Consider the following 296-nt stretch of genomic DNA (forward strand, 5'->3'; position numbering starts at 1 on the left):
GGGTCCGGCCACAATTCGGGCGCCCCTTTGTCCAGATCACCAATTTTCAGGTCCTGGCTCAGATAAATACCGGCACCGTAACCCGCCACAGCCACAGCGATGGACAGCGCGGCCAGTGGGGTGCGAGTAAAGCGGGCAAACAATCCTGCCAACGGATGATCTTTCTTCTCCCCTGCCTGAATCTTGCGAACGGAAGCTCCGCTCACGCCCAGATAAGACAGTACCAGCGGCACCACCACCAGGTTGGAAATAATGATCACCGCCACACCAATACTGGCCGCCATGGCCAGCTCACG

At 58.4% G+C, this 296-nt stretch carries 1 pseudogene; it reads right to left on the reverse strand.

Features of this window, described 5'->3' with window-relative positions:
- Positions 1-284: pseudogene (locus A3754_RS07245) on the reverse strand (RND family transporter); the annotation flags it as partial.
- Between the last annotated feature and the right edge of the window lie 12 nt (positions 285-296).

It is taken from the genome of Alcanivorax sp. HI0083 (genome assembly GCF_001635175.1).